Origin of the sequence: Rhodococcus sp. Chr-9, assembly GCF_000801125.1 — a bacterium.
Classification (GTDB): Bacteria; Actinomycetota; Actinomycetes; order Mycobacteriales; family Mycobacteriaceae; genus Rhodococcus; species Rhodococcus pyridinivorans.
On sequence record NZ_JTIZ01000013.1, the window covers coordinates 1 to 10,438 of the forward strand.

Annotated in this window: 2 protein-coding genes; both read left to right on the top strand. The window is 70.4% G+C overall.

The window, feature by feature from the left end:
• A partial coding sequence (locus QR64_RS01675) for a non-ribosomal peptide synthetase (RefSeq protein WP_152640893.1) occupies positions 1 to 5,405 on the top strand: 5,405 nt, incomplete at its 5' end.
• A 268-nt stretch (positions 5,406 to 5,673) separates the two neighbouring features.
• Positions 5,674 to 10,438: non-ribosomal peptide synthetase (locus tag QR64_RS01680; protein ID WP_039583775.1), on the top strand; the 4,765-nt coding region annotated here is incomplete at its 3' end.

Consider the following 10,438-nt stretch of genomic DNA (forward strand, 5'->3'; position numbering starts at 1 on the left):
CGTTGTCGCTGGCGCAGCAGCGGATGTGGTTCCTCAACCGCTTCGATTCCGGCACGGCCGTGAACAACATTCCGGTGGCGTTGCGGCTGAGCGGAGCGCTCGACGTCGCGGCACTCACCGCCGCGGTCTCGGATGTCGTGGCGCGCCACGAGGTGCTCCGTACCTACTACCCGGAGTTCGACGGCGTGGGACAGCAGGTCGTGCTGCCTGTCGCCGACGCTCCGGTGTTGGGGGTCGAGCGTGTCGACGCCGAGCGCGTCACCGAGCGGGTCGCCGAGCTGATCGGTTCCGGCTTCGATGTCACTGCCGAGGTGCCCTTCCGTGCAGTGCTGCTCGAGTTGTCCCCCGGCGAGTTGTCCCCGAACGAGCGGATTCTGGTGCTCGTGGCGCACCACATCAGCGCCGACGGGTTCTCCATGGGCCCGCTCGCCCGCGATGTGATGGTGGCCTACGCGGCCCGCTCGCGGGGCGAGGCGCCGTCGTGGGCACCGCTCGAGGTGCAGTACGCGGACTTCGCGCTGTGGCAGCGCGAAGTCCTCGGCGACGAGAACGATCCGGAATCGCTGATCTCCAACCAGCTCGCCTACTGGTCCGAGACCCTCGCCGGAACCCCGGACGTGCTGGACCTGCCCACCGACCGGCCCCGGCCGGCGCAAGCGACCTATCGCGGCGACACGCACCGCTTCGAGCTGCCGGCGGACGTGTTCGCCGCCGTCGAACGGTGCGCGTCCGAGCAGTCGGCGACGCCGTTCATGGTGGTGCACGCGGCGTTCGCGGTGCTGCTGGCCCGCCTGTCGGGCACCGAGGACATCGTGATCGGGTCGCCGGTCGCCGGTCGCGGTGAGGCCGCGCTCGACGACCTGGTCGGCATGTTCGTCAACACCGCGGTGCTGCGTACCGTCGTCGACGGCTCCGAGTCGTTCACCGATCTGCTGCGCCGGGTCCGCGAAGGCGACCTCGCGGCGTTCGGGCACGCCGACGTTCCGTTCGAGCGTCTCGTCGACGAGCTCGATCCCGTCCGCTCGCAGGCGCATTCGCCGATCTTCCAGGTGGTGCTGGCCTTCCAGAACCTGGCCGCGGGAACGTTCGAGCTCGGCGACCTGTCGGTGGCGCCGGTCGAGGCCGACGCCCACATCGCGAAGTTCGACCTGCAGCTCACCGTCGTCCCGGGAGACCGGGACGAAGGCGCGGCCGTGCCCGCGATGTTCGAGTACGCGACCGATCTGTTCGACGACTCGACGGTCGCCGCGTTCGCGGAGCGTTTCGTGCGGCTTCTCGCGGCACTGACCGGTGCCCCGGATCAGTCCGTCGGGGACGCCGATCTGTTCGCTCCCGGCGAGCTCGCCGGGCTCCTGGCGCACGCCGGACCGGCCGGTCCGGAGCCGCGTACGCTGCCCGAGCTGATCGCCGCGGCCGTCGCCGCGAACCCCGACGGGGTCGCGGTCCGCTGCGAGGATCGCGAGCTCACCTACCGTGAGCTGGACGCGCGTTCGTCGCAGCTCGCCCGCGTGTTGCTGCAGCGCGGTGTCGGTGCCGAGCAGCTCGTCGCGGTCGCGATTCCGCGATCGATCGAATCGGTGCTCGCGGTCTGGGCCGTGACGAAGACCGGTGCCGCCTTCGTCCCGGTGGACGCGAACTACCCGGCGGACCGGATCGAGCACATGGTCACCGATGCGCGCGCCGCGGTCGGTCTGACCCTGGCGCAGCACGTCGAGGCGCTGCCCGGCGTCACCGACTGGCTCGTCCTCGACGACGCCGCGGTACAGACGTCGGGCGAGGCGGAAGCGGCGACTCCGGTCGCCGAGGCCGAACTGCCCCTCCCGATTCGGGTCGAGCAGGTGGCGTACGTCATCTACACGTCCGGCTCCACGGGTAAGCCCAAGGGTGTCTCGGTCACGCACGCGGGTCTGCACAACTTCTGTGTCGAGCAGCGCGAGCGCTACCGTCCCGGCCCGGATTCCCGGATCCTGCACGTGTCGTCGCCGAGCTTCGACGCATCGATGCTCGAGCTGCTGCTCGTGCTCGGCGCGTCCTCGACGATGGTGATCTCGCCCGCCGCCGTGTTCGGTGGTGCAGAGCTGGCGGAACTCATTCGCCGCGAACGGGTTTCGCACGCCTTCATCACCCCTGCGGTGCTGGCGTCGATGGATCCGTCCGGTCTGAATTCGCTGCAGCACCTCGCCGCCGGTGGTGAGGCGGTGCCCGCCGACGTCGTCGCACGCTGGGCGCCCGGTCGTTCGCTGTACAACGGCTACGGCCCTACCGAGACCACGATCATGGCGAACATCTCGGAGCCGATGGTGCCGGGCGCACCGATCACCATCGGTGGCCCGATCCGCGGGATGCGCGAGGTCGTGCTCGACGCGCGGCTGCGCCCGGTCCCCGTCGGCGTCGTCGGCGAGCTGTACATCTCGGGAGTCCAGCTTGCACGCGGGTATCACGCCCGCGGCGCACTGACCGCCGACCGGTTCGTCGCCGACCCGTACGGCGAACCCGGCGAGCGGATGTACCGCACCGGCGACGTCGTGCGGTGGACCCCGAGCGGGGAAATCGCCTACGTCGGCCGCAGCGACCACCAGGTGAAGATCCGCGGCCTCCGGGTCGAACTCGACGAGATCGACGTCGTACTCGTCTCGCACGAGCGCGTGGACTTCGCGGCGACGATCGGCCACGAGACCCCGACCGGTGGCACCGCCGTCGTGTCGTACGTCGTCCCCGCCGCCGGCGCCGACCTGGACACCGAGGCGCTGCGGGAGTTCGCGGCGACCTCGCTGCCCGCACACATGGTGCCGGTCGTCGTGATCCCGCTCGACGCGATCCCGCTGACCCCGGTCGGCAAGCTGGACCGCAGGGCGCTGCCGGAACCGGTGTTCGAGGCCAAGGCGTTCCGTGCGCCGTCGACGCCGATCGAGGAGATCGTCGCCGGGGTGTTCGCGGATGTGCTCGGCGTCGACCGCGTCGGGGCGGACGACGACTTCTTCGATCTCGGTGGCAACTCGCTGATCGCGACGCAGGTCGCGGCGCGGCTCGGCGCGGCACTCGACACCACGGTCCCGGTCCGGGAACTGTTCGAGGCGCCGGCCGTCGGGACGCTCGCGGCCCGGCTGGAAGGGCTCGCCGGCGGCGGTGGCCGTGCGCCGCTCACGGCCGGTCCGCGACCGGAGATCGTGCCGCTCTCGCTCGCGCAGCAGCGCATGTGGTTCCTGAACCGGTTCGATCCGGCTTCCGGGTCCTACAACATCCCGCTGGCGATCCGGTTGTCCGGCACGCTGGACGTGGCGGCGCTGCAGGGCGCGGTCGGCGACGTGATCGGCCGGCACGAGATCCTCCGCACCGTCTATCCCGAACTCGACGGCAGCGGGCACCAGGTGGTGCTGCCGGTCGCCGACGCCCTGCCGGACCTGACTCCCGAACGGGTCGGCGCGGACGAGCTGCCCGACCGGGTGCGCGCCATGGCGTCGGCGGGATTCGATGTGACCGAGGCAGTTCCGGTCCGGATTCGGTTGTTCGAGGTCGACGAGACCGAGCACGTCCTCGTGCTGGTCATGCATCACATCAGTGGTGACGGCTTCTCGCTCGGTCCGCTGACCCGTGACGTCATGGTCGCGTACACCGAGCGGGCCGCGGGACGCCTGCCCGAATGGGCGCCGCTGCCGGTGCAGTACGCCGATTTCGCGCTGTGGCAGCGGGCCGTCCTCGGTACCGAGGACGATCCGGACTCGCAGATCTCGGCACAGCTCGGCTACTGGCGAGAGGCGCTCGCCGGACTGGCCGACGACCTCGAGCTGCCCACGGACCGGCCACGGCCGGCGATGCCGTCCATGGCGGGCGCGTACCACGCGTTCACGCTCGAGCCCGAGCTGCACCGCGGGCTGACCGAACTCGCGCGCGCACACAACACCTCGATGTTCATGGTGGTGCACGCGGCGCTGGCGGTCCTGCTGGCACGGCTCACCGGCGGCCGCGACATCGCGGTCGGCACCGGTGTCGCGGGACGCGGCGAACCCGAACTCGACGACCTGATCGGCATGTTCGTCAACACGCTCGTGCTGCGCACCGATGTCGATCCGTCCCGGTCGTTCGGTGAGCTCGTCGACCGCGCCCGGGAAACGGACCTGTCGGCATTCGCGAACGCCGATCTGCCGTTCGAGCGTCTCGTCGAGGTTCTCGGTCCGGCACGGTCGTCGGGACGTCACCCGTTCTTCCAGGTGATGCTGTCGCTGCAGAACTTCCGGCCGGTGTCCTTCGAGCTGCCGGGCCTGACGATCAGCGGCCTCGACACCGGAGAGGTCGCGGCCAAGTTCGATCTGATGCTGACGCTCGAGGGCACCTACGACGGCGCGGGTGATCCGGACGAGTTGATCGCCGGGTTCACCTACGCCACCGACCTGTTCGACGCCGCCACCGTCGAGCGGTTCGCCGAGCGGTTCACCCGGATCGTGGAGGCGGTCGTCACGAAGCCCGACGTGATCGTCGGCGACACCGACATCATGGGTGCCGCCGAACGCGCACAGTTCCAGGCACGCACGACCGACACGGAATCCGAGTCGGGGGCCACGGCCCGCAACCTGGTGTCGGTGCTCATGTCCACCGTCGAGTCCGACCCGGAGGCTCCGGCGCTCGCGGACGGCGAGGACGAGGTCTCCTACGCCGAGCTGGATGCGAGGTCGTCGCGTTCGGCCCGGTTCCTGCTCGGTCGCGGTATCGGCACCGGAAGCCGGGTCGGCATCCGGATGCCGCGCTCGGTGGACCGCGCCGCCGCCGTGTGGGCCGTCCTGAAGACCGGCGCCGCGGTCGTCCTCCTCGACGAGGCAGTGTCCGGCGGGGCGGGACTCGACGTCGTGCTCGGTGTCGCCGGGGACCCCGCCGATGCGTCGGTGATCGTCCTGGACGATCCGGACACGGCCGCGGCGATCGAGGCACAGTCCGGGACCCCGGTGACCTACGCGGACCTGACACGTCCGATCCGGGGCGACGACCCGGCGTTCGTGCTCGCTGCCGGCACCGAACGGGAACGGGTGATCGTCCACGCGGCCGCGGCGGACGTGGCCGCCCGGCTCGCGACCCGCACCGGCGTCGACTACGAGTCCCGCACGCACGTGCACGGGCCCGCCGACTCGGAGGCCGCGGTGCTCGAGCTGCTCGTGGCCGCCACTGCCGGTGCCGCCCTGGTGGCTCCCCAGGAACGCGCGGCGTCGTTCGAGGACGAGCTCGCCGATCAGTGGGTGACGCACCTGTTCGTCGGGTCACCCGGCGCGCCCCGGTTCGACGACGGAATTCCCGAGGACCTCGGTGCGATGGTGTTCGTGGACGTGCAGCCGGAGCCCGGATACGAGGACCTGCTGAGGACCGACGGTCCGGATCTGTTCACCGACGTGGTCATCGCCGCCGACGGCAGCCGGTAGGGGGAGCGGCAGCTCGATCGGTCGCCGCGCGGGCCGGAACCCGGACCGCGCGGCGGCCCGGGTTCCGGGCGCGCCAGGTCGCGATCGTGTAACGAATCGGCGCGCCGCGAGGGTATAGAGTTGACGCTTTCGTGCACGCATCAGCCGGATGTGGCGCCGAAGCGCCGGCTCGTACCATGGAGCGGGTTGTTGGGTCAATAGATGAGAGAGTCCCGCGTCGCGCTGCGACCGAGGTTCTCCTGTCCTGGGCATGAGGGGTTGTTAACGAATGACGGCTGACGAGACCGGTGCCAAGGCTGCAGGTGGGGCACGCCGCAGGACCGGCTCCAGCAGGCCCGCTCGTCGACGCCGCACACGTGCACTGACCCTCCCGCAGTTGCTCGCCGCGGCCGTGGAGACGGACCCGACGGCCACCGCGGTCGTCCTCGGCGACCGCCGCCTGACCTACGGCGAGCTCGACGAGCAGTCCTCCCGCCTCGCGCGCGTCCTGATCGCGCGCGGCGCACGGCCCGAAACGTTCGTCGCGCTCGGATTGACCCGTTCGATCGAATCGGTCCTCGCCTGGTGGGCCGTCGCGAAGACCGGTGCCGCCTTCGTTCCGATGGACCCGACCTATCCCGCCGACCGCATCGAGCACATGGTCACCGACTCCGGCTCGCGCTTCGGCCTCACCGTCACCGAGCACCGCGACCGCCTGCCCGACTCGGTGGAATGGCTCTCTCTCGACAGCGCGGAATTGGCCGCCGAGTGCGCGGCGGTGTCCGGGGCGCCCGTCACCTACGCCGACCGCGTCGGATCGCTCTCCGTCGACAACACCGCGTACGTCATCTACACGTCCGGCTCCACCGGCCTCCCGAAGGGCGTCACGGTCACCCACGGGGGCCTGTCGAATCTGTCGGCCGAGCAGCGCGAGCGGTTCAAGATCGACTCGTCCTCCCGCACCATGCATTTCGCGTCGCCGAGCTTCGACGCGTCGATCCTCGAGCTGCTGCTCGCGGTCGGTGCCGGGGCGACCATGGTCATCGTGCCGCCGACGGTCTACGGCGGTGACGAACTCGCCGAACTGCTGCGGAAGGAGGGGGTCACCCACGCGTTCATCACACCGGCCGCGCTGGCGTCGATGGATCCGGCCGGGCTGGACTCGCTGCGCGCGGTCATGGTTGGTGGTGAGGCCTACTCCACCGAGCTGATGGCGAAATGGGCCGGCGACCGCGACTTCTTCAACGTGTACGGGCCGACCGAGGCCACCGTCATCGCGACCAGCAGCGACCCGCTCGACGCGGACGGCCCGATGCCGATCGGTGTCGCCCTGCGGGGTGTCTCGGCACACATCCTCGACGGCCGCCTCAACCCGACGCCGATGGGTGTCGCCGGTGAGCTGTACCTCTCCGGACCGGGCGTCGCGCGCGGCTACCACCGGCGTCACGGCCTGACCGCAGAACGCTTCGTCGCGAACCCGTTCACGGACGACGCGGGCACCGAGCCCGGCGCGCGCATGTACCGGACCGGCGACGTCGTGCGCTGGATCGACGGTCCGACCGGACCGGTCATCGAGTACGTCGGCCGCAGCGACTTCCAGGTCAAGGTCCGCGGCTTCCGCATCGAACTCGGTGAGATCGACGCCGCGCTGTCCGCGCACGACTCCGTCGAGTTCGCCGCGACCGTCGGGCACACGTCCGCGACCGGCGTGACGACGCTGGTGTCGTACGTGCTGCCCGCGGCCGGATCGGTCGTCGACCAGGACGCTCTCAAGGAATTCGTGGGTCGGTCGCTGCCGTCCCACATGGTCCCCTCCGTGGTGATGACCCTCGACGCGATCCCCCTCACCGGGAACGGCAAGCTGGATCGGAAGGCCTTGCCGGAACCGGTGTTCGAAGCCAAGGAGTTCCGCGCTCCGTCGACCCCGACCGAGGAGACCGTCGCGGCCGTATTCGCCGACCTGCTCGGTGTCGAACGTGTCGGCGTCGACGACGACTTCTTCGAACTCGGCGGCAACTCCCTGATCGCGACCCAGGCGGTGGCCCGCCTCGGAGCCTTCGTCGACACCCGCCTTCCCGTGCGGGACCTGTTCGAGTTCTCCACCGTCGAAGCCTTCGCCGCCTACCTCGATTCGCTCGGCGATGCGGCAGGGCGCATCCCGCTCGTGCCGCAGGACCGGGGTCCCGTTGTCCCGTTGTCGCTCGCACAGCAGCGGATGTGGTTCCTCAACCGGTTCGACACCACGTCGACCGTCAACAACATCCCGTTGGCGATCCGCCTCACCGGCCGCCTCGACGTCGCGGCACTGCGCGCGGCGATCGGCGACGTCGTCGAGCGGCACGAGATCCTGCGGACGGTCTACCCGGAGCTCGACGGCACCGGGCACCAGGTGGTTCTCCCCACCGCCGAGGTCGTCGACGAACTGATCGCCGTTCCGTCGACCGCAGACGAACTCCTCTCGAACGTGGTCGATTTCGTCGACGAGGGATTCGACGTCACCAGCGCGGTCCCGATGCGGATCCGCCTGTTCGCGCTCGGCGAGGACGAACACGTGCTCGTTCTCGTCGTGCACCACATCAGCGCCGACGGCTCGTCGATGGCCCCGCTGACCCGCGACGTCGTCACGGCGTACGCGGCCCGGAGCGTCGGCTCGGCGCCGGCCTGGGAACCGCTGCCGGTCCAGTACGCGGACTTCGCGCTGTGGCAGCGCCGGGTCCTCGGTTCCGAGGACGATCCGGACTCGCTCATCGCCGGGCAGCTCGGCTACTGGAAGAACGCGCTCGCCGGGCTGCCCGACGAACTCGCCCTGCCGACCGACCGCCCCCGGCCGCAGACCGCGTCGAATGCCGGTGCGATGTACCGCTTCCCGATCGACGCGGATCTCGTCGCGCGCCTCGAAGCGGTGGCCGCCGGCCGGCACGGCACCCTGTTCATGGTGGTCCACAGCGCGCTCGCCGTGCTGCTGGCCCGGCTGTCCGGCACCGAGGACATCGCGATCGGCACGCCCGTTGCGGGACGCGGCGAGCAGGCGCTCGACGACCTGGTCGGCATGTTCGTCAACACCCTCGTGCTGCGGACCCAGGTCTCGCCCGCAGCCACCTTCGCCGAACTCCTCGCCCAGGCCCGCGAGACCGACCTGGGTGCGTTCGGACACGCCGATCTGCCGTTCGAGCGGCTCGTCGAGGTGCTCAACCCCGTCCGGTCGCAGTCGCGGCACCCGTTGTTCCAGGTGGCGCTGTTCTTCCAGAACCTCGAGGAAGCACACCTCGACCTCGCGGGCCTGCGCGTCGAGGGGCTCGACGCCGGCACGACGACCTCACGGTTCGACCTGCAGCTGACCCTGGCCACCGACAGCGAGACCGACGGCATGGTCGGCATGCTCACCTATGCCACCGCGCTGTTCGACGAATCGTCGGTCGTGGAGATCTCGAAGCGGCTGCTGCGCATCCTCGACGCGGTCTCCACCGATCCCACGGTGACGATCGGGGACCTCGAGATCCTCGGCGCCGACGAGCGCCGCGCCCTGCTCGACGCGTGCAACGACACCGAGCACGCGATCGCGGACCATCTGCTGCTCGACGGATTCGACGCGCAGGTTGCCCGCACCCCCGACGCGACCGCCCTCGTGTACGAGGGTCGCGAGCTCACCTACGGCGAGTTCGATGCCGAGGTCAATCGTCTTGCGCGGCACCTGATCTCCCTCGGTGTCGGACCGGAGTCCCGGGTCGCGCTGGCGATGCGCCGGTCCGTCGAACTCGTCGTCGGCATGTACGCGGTGCTCCGCGCGGGCGGCGCCTACGTGCCCGTGGACCCGGACCACCCGGCCTCGCGCACCGAGTACATCCTCGACGCTGCCGAACCCGTCTGCGTGCTCACCACCGAGCGCGACGATCTCACGCTGCCCGAGCGCATCCCGGTCCTGCATCTGGACACCCTCGACCTCGCGCACCTGCCGGCCACGCCGGTCCTGGCGAGCGAGCGCACCGGGGTACTGCGTCCGGACAACACCGCCTACGTCATCTTCACCTCCGGATCCACCGGACGCCCGAAGGGTGTCGCGGTTCCGCACGGCGCGATCGCGAACCAGATGGCCTGGATGCAGGGCGAATACGCATTCACCGAGGCCGACGTCTATCTCCAGAAGACCGCCACCACGTTCGACGTGTCGCTGTGGGGATTCTTCCTGCCGCTGCGGGTCGGCGCGACGCTCGTCGTCGCGACACCCGACGGGCACCGGGACGCCGAGTACGTCGCCCGCACCATCCGGGAACGGTCCGTCACCGTCACCGATTTCGTGCCGTCGATGCTCGCGGTCTTCGTCTCGTACGCGGACCCGGCCGACCTGGTGACGCTGCGCGACGTGTTCGTCATCGGTGAGGCTCTGCCCGCGCAGACCGCGCACGCGTTCGCGTCGGTCTCGTCGGCCGGACTGCACAACCTGTACGGGCCGACCGAGGCGGCCGTGTCGATCACCTACCGGCAGGCCGCGCTCGACGACGCCGGGTCGGTCCCGATCGGTGTGCCGCAGTGGAATTCGAAGGTGTACGTGCTCGACGGCCGGCTGCGTCCCGTGCCGTTCGGTGTCGCGGGTGAGCTGTATCTGTCGGGTGTCCAGCTCGCGCGCGGGTATCACGGCCGGGTCGACCTGACCAGCGACCGTTTCGTCGCCGACCCCTTCGGTCTCTCCGGCGATCGCATGTACCGCACCGGCGACCTCGTCCACTGGACCCGCACGGCCGACGGTGCACCGGAACTGGTGTACATCGGCCGCACCGACTTCCAGGTGAAGTTCCGCGGCCAGCGCATCGAGCTCGGCGAGATCGAGACGGCCCTGCTCGCCGACCCCACCGTCATGTCCGCATCGGTGCAGGTCGTCGCGACCCCGACCGGCGATCAGCTCGTCGCCTACCTCGTCGCCGAGGCCGGCGCCGACATCGACGAGCAGTCGCTGCTCGTCGGGCTCGGCAAGAGCCTGCCGTCGTACATGGTTCCGGCGGCCGCCGTCGTCCTCGACGCGTTCCCGCTCAACGCGTCCGGCAAGCTCGACCGCAAGG